The organism is Limnobacter sp., from assembly GCF_036846585.1.
In the GTDB taxonomy this organism is placed as follows: Bacteria; Pseudomonadota; Gammaproteobacteria; order Burkholderiales; family Burkholderiaceae_B; genus Limnobacter.
The window spans coordinates 181052-197945 of the sequence record NZ_DAIUBR010000002.1; the positions used below are offsets into that span (position 1 = coordinate 181052).

Annotated in this window: 19 protein-coding genes; 11 read left to right on the forward strand and 8 right to left on the reverse strand. The window is 53.8% G+C overall.

The genetic code is table 11. From position 1 onward, the window contains the following. The first annotated feature begins 117 nt into the window (after positions 1-117). The gene (locus V7028_RS01845) at positions 118-1353 is read left to right on the forward strand and encodes an FAD-dependent monooxygenase (RefSeq protein ID WP_334118403.1); all 1236 of its coding nucleotides are present in this window, start codon (positions 118-120) and stop codon (positions 1351-1353) included. Positions 1354-1427: 74 nt separating this feature from the next. After that, positions 1428-2237 (forward strand): DsbC family protein, encoded by an 810-nt coding sequence (locus V7028_RS01850; protein WP_334118404.1) that lies wholly within the window; start codon positions 1428-1430, stop codon positions 2235-2237. A 4-nt stretch (positions 2238-2241) separates the two neighbouring features. Here the strand turns inward: V7028_RS01850 and mltA are convergent, their stop codons facing one another. Beyond that, complete coding sequence (gene mltA, locus V7028_RS01855) at positions 2242-3498, reverse strand: murein transglycosylase A (RefSeq protein WP_334118405.1); 1257 nt, start codon at positions 3496-3498, stop codon at positions 2242-2244. Between mltA and V7028_RS01860 the strand changes: the two genes are divergently transcribed. Then, complete coding sequence (locus tag V7028_RS01860; RefSeq protein ID WP_334118406.1) at positions 3497-3643, forward strand: hypothetical protein; 147 nt, start codon at positions 3497-3499, stop codon at positions 3641-3643. The genes mltA and V7028_RS01860 overlap by 2 nt on opposite strands. Before the next feature lie 5 nt (positions 3644-3648). On the opposite strand, the gene apaG is transcribed toward V7028_RS01860, so the two are convergent. Continuing rightward, a complete protein-coding gene (gene apaG / locus V7028_RS01865) occupies positions 3649-4032 on the reverse strand; it encodes a Co2+/Mg2+ efflux protein ApaG (protein ID WP_305562031.1) in 384 nt (127 codons plus the stop codon). 150 nt (positions 4033-4182) lie between these two features. On the opposite strand from apaG, the gene rpe reads away from it, so the two are divergent. From rpe to trpC, 7 genes are all read left to right on the forward strand, one after another. Further along, positions 4183-4863 carry a ribulose-phosphate 3-epimerase gene (rpe, locus tag V7028_RS01870; RefSeq protein WP_334118407.1) on the forward strand — a complete coding sequence of 227 codons (681 nt, stop codon included), beginning with the start codon at positions 4183-4185 and terminating at the stop codon, positions 4861-4863. A 4-nt stretch (positions 4864-4867) separates the two neighbouring features. Further along, complete coding sequence (locus V7028_RS01875) at positions 4868-5548, forward strand: phosphoglycolate phosphatase (RefSeq protein WP_334118408.1); 681 nt, start codon at positions 4868-4870, stop codon at positions 5546-5548. Continuing rightward, positions 5548-7050, forward strand: a complete 1503-nt coding sequence (gene trpE, locus V7028_RS01880) for an anthranilate synthase component I (protein ID WP_334118425.1) — start codon at positions 5548-5550, stop codon at positions 7048-7050. The genes V7028_RS01875 and trpE overlap by 1 nt, the downstream gene beginning before the upstream one ends. Before the next feature lie 108 nt (positions 7051-7158). Further along, positions 7159-7710 carry a hypothetical protein gene (locus V7028_RS01885; protein WP_334118409.1) on the forward strand — a complete coding sequence of 184 codons (552 nt, stop codon included), beginning with the start codon at positions 7159-7161 and terminating at the stop codon, positions 7708-7710. 87 nt (positions 7711-7797) lie between these two features. Further along, entirely contained in the window at positions 7798-8382 is a 585-nt protein-coding gene (locus tag V7028_RS01890; RefSeq protein ID WP_334118410.1) for an anthranilate synthase component II, read from the forward strand. A 27-nt stretch (positions 8383-8409) separates the two neighbouring features. After that, the gene (gene trpD, locus V7028_RS01895; protein WP_334118411.1) at positions 8410-9447 is read left to right on the forward strand and encodes an anthranilate phosphoribosyltransferase; all 1038 of its coding nucleotides are present in this window, start codon (positions 8410-8412) and stop codon (positions 9445-9447) included. A 13-nt stretch (positions 9448-9460) separates the two neighbouring features. Beyond that, positions 9461-10249, forward strand: a complete 789-nt coding sequence (trpC, locus tag V7028_RS01900) for an indole-3-glycerol phosphate synthase TrpC (protein ID WP_334118412.1) — start codon at positions 9461-9463, stop codon at positions 10247-10249. Between the two features lie 3 nt (positions 10250-10252). Here trpC and V7028_RS01905 read toward each other — a convergent pair whose 3' ends face one another. From V7028_RS01905 to V7028_RS01925, 5 genes are read right to left on the reverse strand one after another with little or no spacing between them, the layout of a single operon-like run. Continuing rightward, positions 10253-12094, reverse strand: coding sequence for a M61 family metallopeptidase (locus V7028_RS01905; protein WP_334118413.1), 1842 nt, complete (start codon positions 12092-12094; stop codon positions 10253-10255). 21 nt (positions 12095-12115) lie between these two features. Beyond that, the gene (gene acuI / locus V7028_RS01910; RefSeq protein WP_334118414.1) at positions 12116-13099 is read right to left on the reverse strand and encodes an acrylyl-CoA reductase (NADPH); all 984 of its coding nucleotides are present in this window, start codon (positions 13097-13099) and stop codon (positions 12116-12118) included. A 49-nt stretch (positions 13100-13148) separates the two neighbouring features. Continuing rightward, complete coding sequence (locus tag V7028_RS01915) at positions 13149-13631, reverse strand: DUF3429 domain-containing protein (protein ID WP_334118415.1); 483 nt, start codon at positions 13629-13631, stop codon at positions 13149-13151. 3 nt (positions 13632-13634) lie between these two features. After that, entirely contained in the window at positions 13635-14915 is a 1281-nt protein-coding gene (locus V7028_RS01920) for an FAD-binding domain-containing protein (protein ID WP_334118416.1), read from the reverse strand. A 7-nt stretch (positions 14916-14922) separates the two neighbouring features. Beyond that, a complete protein-coding gene (locus tag V7028_RS01925; RefSeq protein WP_334118417.1) occupies positions 14923-15669 on the reverse strand; it encodes an SDR family NAD(P)-dependent oxidoreductase in 747 nt (248 codons plus the stop codon). A gap of 153 nt (positions 15670-15822) precedes the next feature. Here V7028_RS01925 and V7028_RS01930 point away from each other — a divergent pair, with 153 nt between their 5' ends. Next, positions 15823-16599 carry an enoyl-CoA hydratase gene (locus V7028_RS01930; RefSeq protein WP_334118418.1) on the forward strand — a complete coding sequence of 259 codons (777 nt, stop codon included), beginning with the start codon at positions 15823-15825 and terminating at the stop codon, positions 16597-16599. Positions 16600-16681: 82 nt separating this feature from the next. On the opposite strand, the gene V7028_RS01935 is transcribed toward V7028_RS01930, so the two are convergent. After that, on the reverse strand, positions 16682-16894 hold a 213-nt coding region (locus tag V7028_RS01935), incomplete at its 5' end, for a hypothetical protein (RefSeq protein WP_334118419.1).

Below are 16894 nucleotides of genomic sequence, written 5' to 3' on the forward strand. Positions count from 1 at the left end.
TGGCGTTCACCACCGAAGCCCGCAAGTTTATCCGAAAGTTTCACGTTGCGCAAACAAGAAATGCAAAATCGCTGTAGCATGATCAATTATTCAACAAACTCCGTGCACAGCTATCTCATGAGCAATCTCTCTCCTCCGCATTCCGTGCCCACCGCGTCGTATGATGCGGCCATTGTTGGCTGTGGCGTGGTGGGTTTGGTGGCCGCTTTGGTGTTGGCAACATCCGGGTTCAAGGTGTTGGTGGTGGGCACAAGGCCCCCACAATTTTTGCCAAACGGCAAACAACGTTTTGATCCCCGTGTGTTCGCGCTTTCCCATCGCAGCCAGCGGGTTCTTGATCGGCTGCGGGTCTGGGACAACATCCCCAGCGAGAAAGTGCAGCCCGTCACCGAAATGCAGGTTTGGGGCGATTCCTCAGGCGAAGACCAAGGCCAGCTGCGTTTCAGTGCCAGCGACACCGGGGTTGATTACCTGACATGGATCATTGAACAGAGCTGTCTGTTTGATGCCCTTTTTTCCGCCATGCGCTATCAGCCTGGTATTGATTGGCTTGATGCCAAGGTTGAGGGTCTTTCACGCGAAAAAGCGGGTTGGGCTGTCGTTACAAATTTGAAGACCATTCCTGTACCGCTGGTGATTGCAGCCGATGGCGCGCAAAGCCAAACGCGCAAACAGGCTGGTCTTGATTTCGTGCTCGACGACTACAGCGCCGAAGGCGTGGTGACCACCTTTGCCATTGAAAAGCCGCATCATGGCGCTGCGCGTCAATGGTTCGCGGGTGACTCCGTTTTGGCCATGCTGCCTTTGCCAGGTCCCCATGTGTCGATGGTGTGGTCCATGCCCTTGTCACAGTCACAGGCTTTTTTACAACTCAAGCCCGCTGAAATGATTGAGCGTGTGAAAAACGTGTCTGGTGGCGCAGTGCAGGAAATTTACGGCAATCTGGTGCCCGTGGGCGACACTTACGCATTTCCCTTGAAGCATGGCGTGGCCCCCGTGTGGTTTGACAACGGGGTTGTGTTGATGGGCGATGCTGCCCACGTAATACATCCCCTGGCTGGGCAGGGTTTGAATCTGGGCCTTGAAGATGCAGCGGAATTGGCCAATTTGCTGGCGTCCCGCAAGCGCCTTTTGTCCGTGCAGCGCCTGGGGTTGGCCGACGAGCAGTTGTGGCGTGCCTGGGAGCGCCGCCGCAAGGCCGCCTGCAAGCCCATGCATTTCCTCACCGATGGTTTGCACACCTTGTTCCGGTTGGATCTGCCCGGTGCGTCGTGGGCGCGCAACAAAGGCATGCAGCTTGTCAACCAGCTGCCCATGCTCAAGCGTTGGTTGTCTCAGCAAGCCATGCGCTAAATTGCAGAAGCAATGAACAAATTGCATTCGTGCGTGTCCTAACTACCATTCACTCTTTTTCCTCAAGCAGGCTTATGAAATTCAATCTACCTTTGTCCTTTCAAAAGCGCACTGGCGCTGCACTGTTGTCGCTCGCTGTTTTGTCGGCTGGTGTGTGGGGGTTGTCCCATTCAATCCAGCCTGCGCAGGCTGCGGCAAGCAAGTCGCAGGTCGAGCGCATCACTGCCGCTGTGAATGATTCACTGGGTGCCTCGGGCGTCAAGGTTATTTCAGTCACCGACATTGAATTCGTTGAGGGCTTGTTTGAAGTGGTGGTCAGTCACAATGGTGGCAAGAAAATTATTTACACGAATGCCAGTGGCAGCCACATGATTCTGGGCGAATTGATGGAAAGCAAATCCATGGCCAATTTGACCGAGGCACGTCTGGACAAATTGAATGCCATTAATTTTGACAAAGACCTGCCAATGGGCTTGGCCTTGAAATCGGTCTATGGTACAGGCAGTCGAAAAATTGCCGTGTTCGAAGACCCCAACTGCGGGTACTGCAAGCGTTTCCGCAAGGAAACACTGAGCAAGTTGCAAGACACCACCGTGTACACCTATGTGTACCCCGTGCTGGGCAAGGACTCAATAGACAAAGCCCAAAAAGTGATGTGCGCCAGTGACAAAGCCAAAATGTGGGACGACTGGATGCTGAAAGACCAATCCCCCAAAGGCGATGGAAACTGCAACCCGCCAATCAATGAATTGGTTAACCTGGGGCGCACCATGGGAGTAACAGGTACACCCACCGTGTTTTTCCAGGATGGAACCCGCGCCAGTGGCGCCATTCCCGCTGCCGACCTGAACCGTCGCATTGCGGCGGCAGCGCGCGCTAAATAAGTTATTAGCTTCCGCTTTCCGGCAGGGGCGTGCCCTTGGGCCAAATCAGCCACATTGTCAGGGGTTGGCGGGTGACTCCCGCCGCCTCGCCAGCCTTGCCACCTGTTCCCCAAAAGTAGTCTGCACGTACCCGCCCGCGAATTGCGCCGCCGGTGTCTTGCGCCAGTGTGCCCTGTGTCATGGGTTTGTTGGTTAACGGATCAGTGGAGGCAATCCAGATCGGGCTGCCGTAGGGTATTTTTTCGCGGTCAATTGCCAGGCTCAGGCCTGCGGTCAACGGCACGCCCATTGCACCAACAGGGCCTTCTTGTGGCCGAAGCACCTTGTTTTCCTTGAAAAACACCACGCTGGGGTTGGCGTTCAGCAGATCTTCCAGTTTGCCCGGGTTGGCTTTTGCCCAGTTTCGAATGCCAGGAATGGTGGCCTGTGCTGCCGTCAACTCGCCGCGGTCCACCAGAACCTTGCCGATTGATTTGTAAGGGTGGCCGTTCTGGTCTGCGTAGCTTAAGCGGATCACGTTGCCGTCTTGCAACTCCACCCGGCCAGAACCCTGCACTTGCAGCAAAAATGCATCCAGTTTGTCGTTTACCCACACCACCGGTTTTTCGCGGTCCGGTCCCAGGCGTTCCCATTCTGCCCGGTTAAAAAAAGGCACCAGCGCATCGCCCTGCAGGCGGCCTCGCAGGCGTTTGCCTTTCAGTTCCGGGTAAACTTCGTCCAGTTTTACGCTGATCAAATCGCTGGGAACGCCAAAAAGCGGCACATTGTAAGCCCCTTGGGCCTTGCGTGAGCCTTTCAGCAGTGGTTCAAAGTAACCAGTCAGCAACCCTTCCTTTCGGCCGTCTTCCTGCTGCAATTGCCATACGTCAAAATTGGCTTCCATCCAGATTTGAGCAGGCAAAAGCGCATTGCCTGTCAGGTTGTGGCGGGCTTTGCGGCATGCATCCAGAAGGCCGCTTGGGGTCGCCTTGCGTTTGGCCAGGGCATTGCCATTTGCAGAACATTGCTCTGCAAATGCTTCAAGAAGTTTTGAATGATTCGAACTGGACCAACCTGGTAATTCTGAAAAATCAGATTTCACGAACATCGGTTGAGCGGGGCGCTCGTCCTTGCTGTCTGTTTTTTTATCAATTTTGGCGGGTGTATCCCCTGCCGGGCATACACAATCAGCGGTTTTTGGGGCTGGGCTGCTGGCGCATCCAGATAAAATAGCGGAGACCAGTGCAACACTGGCCCACCAACAAGGGAGTGGTTTGAACATGTGGTTACTCATTGCAGAAATGGTTTTGGCCTTGGGCCTGATTGTGTTCATCATGTGGTGGACGCTTCGGGCCCGGGTCGATCACCCGGTCCACAAAAACAAGGTGGAAGGTGAACAAGCCGAAGACACATCAAAAAATGAATAGGGGATTCAGTGCAATACCCGTGGCATGGACAAAAGAAATTCCGGCACGGGCACGTCAAATTGTTCGCCACCTTCACCCACAAACGTATAGGTGCCTTTCATCGTGCCCACAGGGGTGGGTAAGGGGCAGCCGCTGGTGTACTCAAAACGCTCACCTGGGCGCAACGTGGGTTGTTCGCCCACCACGCCATCGCCTTTGACTTCCTGCACAATGTTGTGTGCGTCGGTAATAATCCAGTGGCGGCTTAATAACTGCGCGGTTCGTTCGCCCACGTTTTCAATTTCAATGGTGTAGGCGAACACATAAGGGCCTTTGTCCTTGTCGCTTTGCTCATCCAGAAACTGGGTGCTGACTCGAACTTCAAACTGATAGGGTAGGGGGCTGCTCATGCTACGTGGCTTTAGGCTGTTGCTCTGGGTTTCAAGTATGACTTCAAACCCTCATTTTCACAAATCCGAAGCCGCTTTCAAAGCCATTTGACTGGGTCAACTTCGTTTAAACTCTTGCTTTGACTCTGAATTCTTCATCGAAGGCTTGCCATGAACCCGTTTGTTATCGCTCCCAGTATTCTTTCTGCTGACTTTGCCCGCCTGGGCGAGGAAGTGAAAAACGTGATCGCAGCCGGTGCAGACTGGGTCCATTTCGACGTCATGGACAATCACTATGTCCCCAACCTGACCATTGGCCCGCTTGTGTGCGAGGCATTGCGCCCTCACACCGATGCGGTGATTGATGTGCACTTGATGGTGCGACCCGTGGATCGAATCATCCCCGATTTCGCCAAGGCAGGTGCAAACGTGATCAGCGTACACCCCGAGGGCACCGATCACCTTGATCGCACTTTGGGCTTGATCCGTGATTCAGGCTGCCAAGCCGGCCTTGTATTGAATCCGGGTACGCCTATTTCGTGGATCGACCACGTAATGGACAAGCTTGACCTCATTTTGGTGATGTCCGTGAACCCCGGTTTTGGCGGGCAAAGTTTCATTCCGCAAGCCTTGGTGAAGCTGGCCGCACTGCGCAAGCGCATCGATGCGCACATGGCCAATGGCGGGCAAAATATTCGGCTTGAAGTAGACGGTGGTGTGAAACCCGACAACATTGCCCAAATCGCAAAAGCTGGTGCCGATACATTTGTTGCGGGCTCCGCGATTTTTGGAAAGCCCGACTACAAAGCCGTGATCGACCAAATGCGTGCTGAACTGGCCACCACGAGATAAAAAAATGACCAAGAAAGCCGTATTGTTTGACCTTGATGGCACCCTGCTGCACACCGCGCCTGACCTTGCTGCCGCCGTGAACGCCATGCTGGCTGATTTGGGAAAACCCGCTTTGCCCGAAGAAACCGTCGCGGTGTACGTGGGCAAGGGGGCTGAAAACCTGGTGAACCGCAGCCTGACCGGCAGCATGACTGAAAAAGCATCGCCAGAACTGTATGCGCAGGCCATGGCCAATTGGCAACACCATTACGCCGGCATCAACGGCAATCATTCCGTGTTTTATTCGGGTGTGAAAGAAGGTCTTGAATTGCTGAAGCAGGCGGGCATAAAAATGGCGGTTGTCACCAACAAACCCGAACGTTTTACCAGGCCTTTGCTGGAGCGCACCGGTATTGCTCATTATTTTGAAGTGATGGTCGGTGGCGACACTTGCCCGGTGAAAAAACCCGACCCCATGCCCGTGAGGCACGCCTGCAAATTGCTCGGTGTTGAACCGTCACAGGCATTGATGATCGGCGATTCCGTGAACGATGCGCTTGCCGCCAATGCTGCGGGCGTTGAGTGTTGGCTGTTACCCTATGGTTACAACGAAGGGCGACCGGTATCTGAAACCAAGTGCGATGGCCTTGTGAACACGATCGAAGAAGCCGCACAACGCCTTCTGGGCACACGGGTACCTCAATGATTACTCAAACCGAATTTGATCAGTTTGCCGCACAGGGTTACAACCGCATTCCACTGATTGCACGTTGTTACGCTGATCTGGATACGCCCTTGTCGGTGTATTTCAAGCTGGCCAATCAGCCCAACACCTTTCTGTTGGAATCGGTGGTGGGTGGCGAACGGTCAGGGCGCTATTCTTTTGTGGGGCTGCCCTCCAGCATCACCGTCAAGGTGGTTGAGCACCGCGTGCTTGTCCAACAGCAAAGCGCCGATGGAATACTGGAAACTCTGGAAGAATTCAACGGCGATCCACTGCAATTCATCGAGCAATACCACGCCCGTTTCAAAGTGCCGCCAGTGCAAGGCGCACCGCGTTTTTTTGGTGGCCTTGCAGGTTATTTTGGTTACGACACCGTGCGCTACATCGAGCCGCGCCTGGAGGCCACACGCAAAGCCGACGATCTTGGAATTCCAGATATTTTGTTGATGTTTACCGACCGCATGGCGGTGGTGGACAACATTCAGGGCACTATCCAGCTGATTGTATTTGTCGACCCGGCCCAAGCCAATGCTTACGAAAACGGGGTGAATGAAGTCAAGCGGCTGATGACCCAACTTCGCCAGCCGATTGTCATTCCGGTGTCGGGCAGCAGTGAAAGTACACCGATTGAACGCAGCATGTCGAAAGATTACTTTTTCGACATGGTGGCCAAGTCCAAAGAATACATTGCTGCAGGCGACGTGATGCAGGTCGTTCTTGGGCAACGCCTCAGCAAGCGCTTCACGCAAGACGCGCTGATGCTTTACCGTGCGTTGCGCTCGCTCAACCCTTCGCCCTACTTGTTTTATTACAACTTTGGCAGTTTCCAGGTGGTGGGTTCTTCGCCTGAAATTCTGGTTCGGCAAGACCAAACCGAGGGCAAAGATCCGCTGGTTACACTGCGCCCAATTGCGGGTACGCGCCCGCGTGGAAAAACCCACCAGGAAGATGTGGCCCTTGCAGAAGAACTGTTGGCCGACCCCAAGGAAATTGCAGAGCATGTCATGTTGATTGACCTGGCCCGCAACGATGTAGGCCGCATTGCGCAAGTCGGTTCAGTGCAGGTTACCGAGAAAATGATCATTGAGCGGTATTCCCATGTCATGCACATTGTCAGCAATGTGCAAGGCGACTTGAAGCCGGGCATGGGTGCCATGGATGTGCTGCGCGCCACATTCCCTGCTGGCACGCTGTCTGGTGCGCCCAAAGTGCGGGCCATGGAAATTATTGATGAACTGGAGCCCACCAAGCGCGGCGTGTATGGCGGTGCCTGTGGTTACCTCAGCTTCACTGGCACCATGGATGTGGCCATTGCCATTCGAACCGGTGTTGTAAAGGATCAAACCCTTTATGTTCAGGCTGGTGCGGGTGTGGTGGCCGATTCCGTGGCTGAAAGCGAATGGCTTGAAACCGAGAACAAAGCCCGCGCGGTGATGCGCGCAGCCGAGCTGGTGCAAGCTGGCCTGGATGGCGAACTGACCTGATCACTTCCAAAGCAAGCCAGAACGAACCCTTCCCCCAGCCGGGTAGCTATTATTTTTGCTGCTACTTCATACCCTTAGCCATGAATTTAATTCTTGCTCGGGGTGTATATGCGATTGCTGGTGGTAGATCATGAGGCGTCCACTGAAAACAAATGGATTGAGGCGATTCAGCCCCATTGGCCAGGAGTAATCGAGCGGCTGGAAAACAATCAGAAAGCGCTTGAGCGTTTGAGAAGCCCTTATTTTTTTCCACTCATGGTGTGTCGTGCCGATCGAGATACCATTCTTTGCGCCCGATCCCGGGGGGTTCAACGTTTTGTCATCACACCGTGTGAAACGGTTCAGGTCCTCGAAGAAATTAATGCCAATATTCTGGGGCTTGCAAACCCGCAAGGCCGGGATGACCAAGTGCAGTTGCATGTCATGCACAACACCCTGAACAGTTTGTGCCATGGTCCGGTGACCCACAGGCAGTTGCAGTGGTTAAAACAGCGCTGCACCGGCACCCACATGCAACTGGCCTGTGCAGCAATCGATCAGGTTCTGCGCTACATGGATGAACCCAATCACAAAGCAGCGGAAATCAAAAATGCGCTTCTCGAGTTGTCGCAGCAAGTCCAGTTTCGTGTCGATCGTGTGTTGCTGACCCAATACGCCTGAGCTGCGGTAAGGTCCGCCGGGCGCGTGTGCTAAAATTTGGGCAAATCAGGCACAATCACTTATACCCACCCAAAGCGCAGGCCGACCATGCTGCTGATGATCGACAACTACGACAGTTTCACCTTTAACCTGGTCCAATATTTTGGCGAACTGGGTCAGCAGGTTCACGTGGTTCGAAACGACGCCATCACGGTCGATCAGGCCTTGGCCTTAAACCCCAGTGCGGTTTGCGTTTCACCAGGCCCATGTGACCCAGCCCAAGCCGGCATTTCGATTGCCCTCATCAAGGCAGCCGCTGGCAAAATTCCTGTGTTGGGAGTGTGCTTGGGGCATCAGGCCATTGGTGAAGCGTTTGGCGGCAAAGTGATTCGCGCCAAAACCATCATGCATGGCAAAACATCGCCGGTTCATCATCAAAACCTGGGTGTGTTTGAAGGCCTGCCGAATCCGCTCACCTGCATTCGCTATCATTCCCTTGCTATCGAGCGTGAAAGCCTGCCCAATTGTCTGGAAGTAACGGCAGAAACCGCCGATGGCGAAATCATGGGCGTGCGCCACAAAACACTGGACGTCGAAGGCGTTCAGTTTCACCCTGAATCCATTTTGAGCGATCGCGGGCATGACCTGCTCAAGAATTTCCTGAAACGCGTGAAGTCGCCACAAGCGGCCTAGTCGCTCAAATTTACCCCACCACATACCATGTCGCAGCCCTTTAATTATTCCGCCACACTGAATCAACTGCTCGCTGGTCAAAACCTGTCGCATGATCTAACCCGGCAGGCTTTCGAGCAATTGCTCAGCGGTGGTTTGACCACTGCACAAATTGCCGGTTTGCTGGTGGGCTTGCGTGTCAAGGGGGAAACCGTAGACGAGGTGGCCGCTGCCGCCCAGGTAATGCGAGACCTGGTAACACCGGTCAGCTTGCCCGCGGAAACTGAAGTGGTTGATTTGTGTGGAACCGGCGGTGATGGCGCGCAAACCTTCAATATTTCCACAGCTTGCATGTTTGTGTTGGCGGCGGCTGGTGCCAAAGTGGGCAAGCATGGCGGGCGCAGCGTGTCGTCCAATTCTGGCAGCGCCGATGTGCTTGAACTGTTGGGCGTCAATATCAACCTCAAGCCTGAACAGGTGGCTGATTCAATCGCCCAGGTGGGTATTGGTTTCATGTTTGCGCCGAATCACCACAGCGCCATGCGTTTTGCCGGCCCTGTCCGCAAAGAATTGGGTGTGCGCACAGTCTTCAATATTCTGGGGCCGCTCACCAACCCAGCCAACGCCAAGCGGCAGGTCATGGGGGTATACAGCGCCAATCTGCTCGATCTGCAGGCACAAGTGCTCAAGCGTTTGGGCTCGGTGCAGGCACTGATTGTTCACGGCGAAAACGGCATGGATGAACTGTGCATTGAATGCGACTCGAAAATCGCAGAATTGCGCGACGGGCAAATCAGCCACTACAGCATCAAACCCGAAGACTTCGGCCTTACCCGTGCCTCCCACAGCAGCCTGCATGCAGGTTCGGTGCAAGAATCACGCGACAAAATTTTCCACGCCTTGAATAGCAAGGGTGGTGCCGTTGGCGACATCGTGTTGATCAACAGTGCAGCTGGCTTGTACACCGCTGGTTTGGTGCCCAATTTGAAAGCAGGCGTTGAACTGGCTCGCGCCACCATTGCCAGTGGCTCGGCATTTCGCAAACTCAATGAGTTCGTCGACTTCACCCGGTCGGTCGGGCAATAAGGCACATCGCATCATGAGCGACATACTCGACAAAATTCTGGCCACCAAACGCGAAGAAATTGCACAGGGTAAACAAGTGCTGTCCGAAGTGCAGTGGCTGGCCAAGGCTGCTCGCCTTGAGCCCACGCGCGGCTTTGCCATGGCCATGAAAACTGCGCTGGCCAAAGGGCTGCCCGCGGTGATCGCCGAAGTGAAACGTGCCAGCCCCAGCAAGGGCATTCTGCGCGAACCATTCGACCCGGTTGAAATTGCAACAAGTTATGCCAAGCATGGAGCCACCTGTTTGTCCGTACTCACCGACATCCAGTATTTCAAAGGCGCACCTCAATACCTGGATATGGCGCGTCAGGCCAGTGGTCTTCCCTGCATTCGCAAGGATTTCATCATTGACACGTATCAAGTGGTTCAGGCACGCGGGCTGGGTGCTGACGCCATCTTGTTGATCGTGTCAGCACTCGAATTGCCCCAGCTGCTTGAACTGGAACAGTGCGCAAATGAATTGGGCATGGATGTGTTGGTGGAAGTGCACGACGCCGCTGAAATGGATGTCGCGCTTCAATTGAAAACCCCCTTGATCGGCGTAAACAACCGCAACTTGCGCACCTTTGAAACATCCCTTCAAACCACCATCGACCTGAAAAACCGGGTCGGTGCTGATCGCCTGCTGATCACTGAAAGTGGCATTGCAACGCGTGAAGATGTTGCCTTGATGCGTTCGAACGACATTCACGCATTTCTCGTCGGCGAAGCGTTCATGCGTGCCCCGTCACCGGGGCAGGCCTTGGCTGATTTGTTTGGCTGATATTCATCCGTTCAGCCAGGGGCAGGGCACCACCTTGTGTCCTGGCTTATCCAGTTTTTCAATCAGCCATTCATTTGACGCAGCTTCGCCCGCACGCACGGCAAATTCCATCAAGCGCTCAGCCCGAAAGCCGGTTACACCAAAAGTCTCACCAGGTCGTGCGCTGGCCAACAGCCGCTTGTAATTGGTTTCCGTCAGCCGCTTGCCACCCATGGCCACCAATACATCGCCGGCCGATACACCCGCCAAGTGTGCCGGGCCACCATTGATGACCTGTTTCACCAGCATGCCCTCAGGTTTAAATTGCCCGTTTAACCCCAGATAAACCGCCTCTTCATTTGGGTTTTGTGCAAGCGAAAAACCATAGGTTTTCAGCGCATCGCTCAGCGGCAGTTCAGCCGTGCTGTCTGTCCATTGTTGTAGTTGTTGTTGAAGGTCAATGCCGGTGGCTTGTTCCACCAGCGTTGCAAACTCGTCTTCGCGCAAACCTTCGCCAGTCAAGCCTTTGCGCTGCCACATCAGGCGCATCACATCGTCCAGGCTTTTCTTGCCCGCTGTGCGCTGTCGAATGGCAGAATCCAGACACAGAGCCACCAAAGCACCTTTGGTGTAGTAACTCACGATTGAATTTGGCGCGTTTTCATCCTGCCGATAATATTTGGTCCACGCGTCAAACGAACTGTCCCCCACGCTTTGGTTCAAGCGGCCCGGGCCTTTCATCACTTGTGCAATGGTTCTGCCCACCGATTTCAAATACGCGGTTTCGTCCAGTTTTCCTGCACGCGCCAACATCAAATCATCGTAATACGAAGTGAATCCCTCGAAAATCCACAGCAACCGTGTGTAGTTTTCCTGTGTCAGATCGTAGGGAACAAACGCTGCGGGTTTCATCCGCTTCACGTTCCAGGAATGAAAATATTCATGGCTGCACAGGCCCAGAAACCCCTCATAACCCTTGGGTGCCTTCTCTACGCCTCGTTGCGGAAGTTCGGCGTTGTTGAACAGCAGTGCCGTGCTGTTTCGGTGCTCCAGGCCGCCATATCCATTGTCCGTTGCATGCAGCATGAACCAATAGGTATCGAAAGGCGCGCGTTTGCGTTCCGGTTCAAACAAGGCAATCTGTGCCTCGCACACCGGCTTGATGTCATTGCAAAGGCGTTGAAGGTCAAGGTCCCTGTCGGCCCCGTATACGGCAAACACATGTTTCACGCCCAAGGCATCGAAACTTTCAACCTGTAATGTACCCATTTCCACCGGGTGGTCAATCAAGCTGTCGTAATCGGGGGCTGTAAATTTGACCTGCCCGCCTGCCTTCAGGACCGGGCAACCATGTGCATCTTTCAACGTGCCGGGCTGGCTTGGCAAACCGCAGGCCACCACCCAGTCAGCAAGGTTTTCACCGGGGCGCGAGACAATCAACTCAACGTGCGAGTTTTCAAATCCCGTTGGGCACAGAAAAAGGCTGGTGCCATTGAAAAATCCGTGCGTATCGTCCAAGTGCGCGCCGCGCACCGACAAATCCCACGCATACACACGCCAGTGGCACAACAACAGCACCGATGAATGGGCAGAGTTCACCACGGCGGCGTCCACAGGCACGCGCCAGTGGTCCTTGCCCACTTTGGCACACACCGCGTCCGCACCATTCACCGTGCTTTTTAGGCGCAGAATATTTCGGGCAAATTCACGAATCAAATAGCTGCCGGGAATCCAGGCGGGCAGGGTCAAATCAACCCAGCGATCTGCCTGTGCGCCTTGAAGTTTTGCAAGTGGAATTTCCACTTGCAACTGCACATCGAAATAGTGGCCCTTCGGGTCGGCCACCTCAACCAGATAATGCAACATAGTTCGCTTCAAATGGGTACATCACATTTTGATCACGACGCGTCCAGTATTCGCGCCAGCCATAATTTGTCCCGCCGCCTCAATTGCGCCCTGCAGTGGCAGTACGCGCGACAAACTGGACAACTTGTTCAAATCCAGGTCTTTGGCCAGTCTGCGCCACGCCTCTTCGCGAATGGCCAGCGGAGCCATCACGGAATCCACACCTTTCAGTGTGACACCGCGCAAAATAAAAGGCGCCACGGAAGAGGGCAAGTCCATGCCTTGCGCCAAGCCGCATGCCGTCACGGTGCCGCCATATTTTGTTTGTGCGCAGGCATTGGCCAGCGTGTGTGAACCGACGCAGTCCACCACGCCTGCCCACCGCTCACGCTGCAGTGGCTTGCCGGGTTCGCTCAGTGTTTTTCTATCCAGCACCTCAGCGGCCCCCAGATTTTTCAAGAACTGGCTTTGCTCGGGTTTGCCGCTGGTGGCCACCACGGTAAAGCCCAGCTTGCTCAGCAAGGCAATCGCAACCGTGCCCACGCCACCAGTGGCACCGGTTACCAAAATCTCACCTTGCTCGGGTTTTACGCCGTGCGCTTCAAGGCCCATCACGCACAACATGGCAGTATAGCCAGCAGTGCCAATTGCCATGGCATGTTCAGCACTTAAGCCGGCGGGGCGTTTAATCAGCCAGTCGCCCTTCAGTTTGGCTTTTTCAGCCAGACAACCCCAATGGGTTTCCCCCACACCAAAGCCATTCAGAATCACTTCGTCACCAGCTTTGAACTTTGGGTGCGCACTTTCCAGCACCGTACCGGCACCATCAATGCCGGCAACCATCGGCCATTGTCGAACCACAGGCGATTTGTTACAAATCGCCAGACCGTCTTTGAAGTTCAGTGTGGAATGGGAAATTTCAACCAGTACATCGCCTGTCCCAGGCAATTGCGATTCATCCAGTTGCGCCAAGCTTGCGCTGAATTCAGCCTGTTCGTTTTTTTGAAGAAAAATTGCCTTGAACATAATGGCTCCGTCTATGCGTGTTGTTGTCCCGGAAACAAGACTACACCAATTACGCGAAGCAGGCAGTTACCCCCAAGCCAAGCACGGCACCAAAAGTCAGACGTGTGCGAAGCTTCAAATAGTGGTCAAATGCCTTCATGGGTTTCAGAAAACGCCGATCAACAAACCACACAAGCAGCAAAACAAAGGTCAGTATCCACAGCGCCTGTTGTGTGGGGGCAAATGCGCTTGCCAGCCAGGCCAGCAGGGAAGGGGTGACGCCCCAAATGAAGCTTCTTGCCTCAAATGCGTCCTGATCCATATCTGCCAGATACACAGGGGTTTCCTGAGCACTCAGGGCAATCACCAAGCCCCAATGTACTGCACCCAGAAATGAAATAACAGCCAACCCGTACAGCAGGTTGTAGTTGGCCAAGGTTGTTGCCATGTCCGTGTCGCCGCACAATGCGGTCAATGCCGCAAAGCCCAAAAACGGGATCAACCCCGCGTACCCCAAAACATCCATCCAGTTTGTTTTTAGTGCGGTGGTCATGTATCACTCCATCAAAATATCGCCATGAACAGCTTCCGGCAAGCTTCCCGCCATGTGCGTGGTCTCTCGGTAAAAGCGCGAAAAGCTTTGCTGAAAGCGCACGGGGTTTGGCAGCAAGCGTTCCTCAGCCAGCCACCCTACCGGTAGACAGCGTGGCATCAATGAATAGCCGGGGTTCAGGGTCTCCCGCATTTCAAATCCGGGATTGGTTTGCATAAAAAAGGGCAACATTGTTGCGCAATGTGCAATGTCGTCCGTGTCGACAATCCACAACTGTTCACAACCTTGTTCCAGTGCCCCCAGCACAAATTCCCAGCGCGCCTTGTCCCACCGATACTCATCATGAAATGCCACATCGACAATGCCCACGCGCAGTTCATTTTCCTGTTTCAACTCAAAACAGCTGCGCAAATCCCAAGGGTGAATCAGACGGACCTTTCTGAAATTGCCAATAATATTTACTGCGGCTTCAAGGCCCTCCTGGTCACGAAGGTCAATGGTATTGTGTCGCAGGCCGGTGCTGGGTAACTGCGTTTCGAATGCAAAAACAGCGGGTTCACACATGCCGTGTATCGGCGCACCGGGTTCAGCGCCAGCATCCTGCCGGCTTCGGGCAATGTTCTCCAGATCCTCGTAAGTCGTGTCGATGGCCGTGCCCAAACAGTCCCAGTGCTGAGCATACTTTTGAACATTCCCGGCATTGAATACATAGGGTTTGTGACTGAACGTACCAGCCACCCACTGCCAGCTTAGGTGGTTGGACGCCAAATCCCCATCCAGCAAATGTGAATACATCCAGTCAGCACCCACTTTCCAGTGCACTTTGCGAATGTGCACCACATAAGAAGCGATCCACATGCGGACATGGTTGTGCAGGTAGCCTGTTTCGTACAACAGGCGAACACCTTCATCAATCGCCTGAATACCCGTGCGGCCTTCCCGAATGTCATTGGGTAGCGCCTGTTGATAACGCCCTGGCCAAACAGGCTGGCGAATATCAGAAAAAATCCCGTCGTCCAATTCACCGTGGACATGTTTGAAAAACTCGCGCCATGCAAACTCGAAGATCAGTTTGTCTTCAAAGGATAATCGGTGCTTTTCCATCAGTAGCCGGGCTGCCTCGCGTACGCTCAGAAATCCGTGTGTGATCCACGGCGACAATCCAGTCACTGCGCCGTCCAGAAAGTTGCGCGACTTGCTGTACACCGCCGGATCCACCTTGGTCAGTGCATCCAGCGCAGCCTGCCGGTTCGGCTTGTGCGTGAATGAAGTGTGAAGTTGCATGGCGTACTTACTTCACCAGCGGGCGAATGTTGCGAAACCCGCCATCCACGTTCAAAATTGTGCCTGTCATTCGGCGTGCACCGTCGCCAAGCAACCAATGCATGCCATGCGCAACCTCAATGGGTTCGTTTACACCTTGCAATGGGTACTGTTTGCTGCTGGCTGCGCGCATCACATCGCTTTTCAGGAAAGCCGATGCAATGGGTGAATCCGTTAATCCGGGTGCCACCACATTGACTCGAATATTGTCAGCAGCATGTGTGGCCGCTGCCGATTTCGCCAAACCTTCAATGCCTGCCTTGGCGGCGGCAATTGCCTCATGGTTGGGTACACCAATTCCAGTTGCGCAAGTAGACACCAGCACCGCAGCACCACCTTGCCCCTGGCTTTTGGCCTGCTTTAAAAAGGCGCGCAAACCATACATGGCGGAAATCAAATTCACCTGCATCACATTGTCAATTTGCGCATCCGTTGTTTTGGTCAGCGGTGCCACCAATATAGAGCCCACGCAATGGGCATATCCATCCACGGGCGTGCCTGAATTTGCCAGTGATTCAAATGCGGCATCCACCGAAGCAGAATCGCAGGCTTGCACCTCTATTATATGTACACCTGTCGTTTGGCCATAAAGCGCCTCCAGCACAGACGCATCGCGGCCCGCAGCAATTACTTCCTGCCCCGACTTCACACACAAACCCACCAGTGCCTGGGCGATTGCACTGTTGGCACCCATCACAAACACACGCTTTGTCATTGTTAACTACCTGTTTTGTACAAAGTAAATTCATTTTGTCCTAGACAGAAAATAAAGTCACGCGTTCAATCAAAACTTCCCGGCATCACAAGAAAGCCCAAATAGTCCGGTTAGACTTTCTTCATCCCCATTACAAAGCAGGAGACTCACCACATGACTTATGAAACCATTCTTGTTGAAACCCTTGGCAAGGTCGGCTTGATCCGCCTGAACCGCCCCCAGGTGTTGAACGCCCTGAACGACCAGCTGATGACCGAACTTGGTCAGGCGCTTGTTGCCTTTGACTCAGATGAAAACATCGGCGCCATGGTGGTTACCGGCAGCGACAAAGCGTTCGCCGCAGGTGCTGACATCGGCGCCATGGCCTCCTTTACATATATGGATGTGTACAAAAGCGAGTACATCACCCGCAACTGGGAAACAATCCGCAATGTTCGCAAGCCAGTAATCGCCGCTGTGCGCGGGTTCGCCTTGGGCGGTGGCTGTGAGCTTGCCATGATGACCGACTTCATTATTTGTGCAGACACCGCCAAGTTTGGTCAGCCCGAAATCAAACTGGGCATCATTCCCGGTGCCGGTGGAACCCAGCGCCTGCCCCGTGCTGTCAGCAAAGCCAAGGCCATGGACCTTTGTTTGACCGGCCGTATGATGGACGCCGCCGAAGCCGAGCGCGCTGGCTTGGTCTCCCGCGTGGTTCCCGCAGATCGCTGCCTTGATGAAGCCATTGAAGCAGCCACAGTGATCGCGGCTTATTCAACACCTTCTGTCATGATGGCCAAAGAAAGTATTAATCGTGCATTTGAAGGGGCATTGTCTGAAGGAATGCTGTTTGAACGCCGCATGTTCCACAGTTTGTTTGCCACGGATGACCAAAAAGAGGGCATGGCAGCCTTTGTTGAGAAGCGAAAACCCGATTTCACCAACAAATAAGGTGCTTAATTCCCAATTAATTGGGAATTAAATCGAATTAAATTCGAATTGTTCAGGTCTCGTACCTTTCAAACAGACAGTTTCAGTAAAAAATTTGAAATATTTTAAAGGCTCCAAACGGAGCCTTTTTTTTAAGCAATTCGTCAAAAAATCCTTGTGCGTCAGTGGCTTGTTTTTGCCGGGTTGTGGGGTAGTTGGCACAGACTTTTGGCGCGGCGCAGGAAAATACAAATTTCTTCGCAAAAGTGTTTGACAGGTTTTGAATTGATGTGCATAATCTCGTTTCTCTGCTGCA

Excerpts from the sequence above, each read along its gene's own strand:
- V7028_RS01885 (WP_334118409.1), top strand. The coding sequence starts at position 7,159 with ATGCGATTGCTGGTGGTAGATCATGAGGCGTCCACTGAAAACAAATGG.
- mltA (WP_334118405.1), bottom strand. The coding sequence starts at position 3,498 with ATGTTCAAACCACTCCCTTGTTGGTGGGCCAGTGTTGCACTGGTCTCC.
- V7028_RS01930 (WP_334118418.1), top strand. The coding sequence starts at position 15,823 with ATGACTTATGAAACCATTCTTGTTGAAACCCTTGGCAAGGTCGGCTTG.
- rpe (WP_334118407.1), top strand. The coding sequence starts at position 4,183 with ATGAACCCGTTTGTTATCGCTCCCAGTATTCTTTCTGCTGACTTTGCC.
- trpC (WP_334118412.1), top strand. The coding sequence starts at position 9,461 with ATGAGCGACATACTCGACAAAATTCTGGCCACCAAACGCGAAGAAATT.
- V7028_RS01890 (WP_334118410.1), top strand. The coding sequence starts at position 7,798 with ATGCTGCTGATGATCGACAACTACGACAGTTTCACCTTTAACCTGGTC.
- acuI (WP_334118414.1), bottom strand. The coding sequence starts at position 13,099 with ATGTTCAAGGCAATTTTTCTTCAAAAAAACGAACAGGCTGAATTCAGC.
- apaG (WP_305562031.1), bottom strand. The coding sequence starts at position 4,032 with ATGAGCAGCCCCCTACCCTATCAGTTTGAAGTTCGAGTCAGCACCCAG.
- V7028_RS01845 (WP_334118403.1), top strand. The coding sequence starts at position 118 with ATGAGCAATCTCTCTCCTCCGCATTCCGTGCCCACCGCGTCGTATGAT.
- V7028_RS01905 (WP_334118413.1), bottom strand. The coding sequence starts at position 12,094 with ATGTTGCATTATCTGGTTGAGGTGGCCGACCCGAAGGGCCACTATTTC.
- V7028_RS01850 (WP_334118404.1), top strand. The coding sequence starts at position 1,428 with ATGAAATTCAATCTACCTTTGTCCTTTCAAAAGCGCACTGGCGCTGCA.
- V7028_RS01920 (WP_334118416.1), bottom strand. The coding sequence starts at position 14,915 with ATGCAACTTCACACTTCATTCACGCACAAGCCGAACCGGCAGGCTGCG.
- V7028_RS01925 (WP_334118417.1), bottom strand. The coding sequence starts at position 15,669 with ATGACAAAGCGTGTGTTTGTGATGGGTGCCAACAGTGCAATCGCCCAG.
- V7028_RS01875 (WP_334118408.1), top strand. The coding sequence starts at position 4,868 with ATGACCAAGAAAGCCGTATTGTTTGACCTTGATGGCACCCTGCTGCAC.
- V7028_RS01860 (WP_334118406.1), top strand. The coding sequence starts at position 3,497 with ATGTGGTTACTCATTGCAGAAATGGTTTTGGCCTTGGGCCTGATTGTG.
- V7028_RS01915 (WP_334118415.1), bottom strand. The coding sequence starts at position 13,631 with ATGACCACCGCACTAAAAACAAACTGGATGGATGTTTTGGGGTACGCG.
- trpD (WP_334118411.1), top strand. The coding sequence starts at position 8,410 with ATGTCGCAGCCCTTTAATTATTCCGCCACACTGAATCAACTGCTCGCT.